Source organism: Halomonas sp. ND22Bw, from assembly GCF_003011945.1.
In the GTDB taxonomy this organism is placed as follows: domain Bacteria; phylum Pseudomonadota; class Gammaproteobacteria; order Pseudomonadales; family Halomonadaceae; genus Halomonas; species Halomonas halophila.
In genome coordinates, this window is record NZ_PXWD01000665.1 from 1 (window position 1) to 279 (window position 279).

Annotated in this window: 1 protein-coding gene; it reads right to left on the reverse strand. The window is 68.8% G+C overall.

The features are described 5' to 3' along the window. A partial coding sequence (locus tag CVH10_RS19805) for a hypothetical protein (protein ID WP_146143140.1) occupies positions 1-279 on the reverse strand: 279 nt, incomplete at both ends.

The window sequence follows — 279 nt, forward strand, 5'->3', positions numbered from 1 at the left end:
GATGACGATGCCCGCCTGGTCGATGGAGAAGGTCAGGTCCAGGGCCGTGACCTCGGCGCCGACCGACAGGCTGTCGGCGGTCAGATGCTGGTTCGGGGCCGTGATCAGGGGCGTCAGGCTGGTGAAGGCGACATCGCCCTTCAACCCCTTCACCGCGCCGGCCGGGCTGACGAAATCCAGGCCGGGCGTGGTCAGGCGGCCGCTTGACGTCGGCTCGGCGTCCTTGGTCCAGTCGAAGCGCCCTTCGAACCCGACCGAGCCCTGAACCGGCGACTGGAT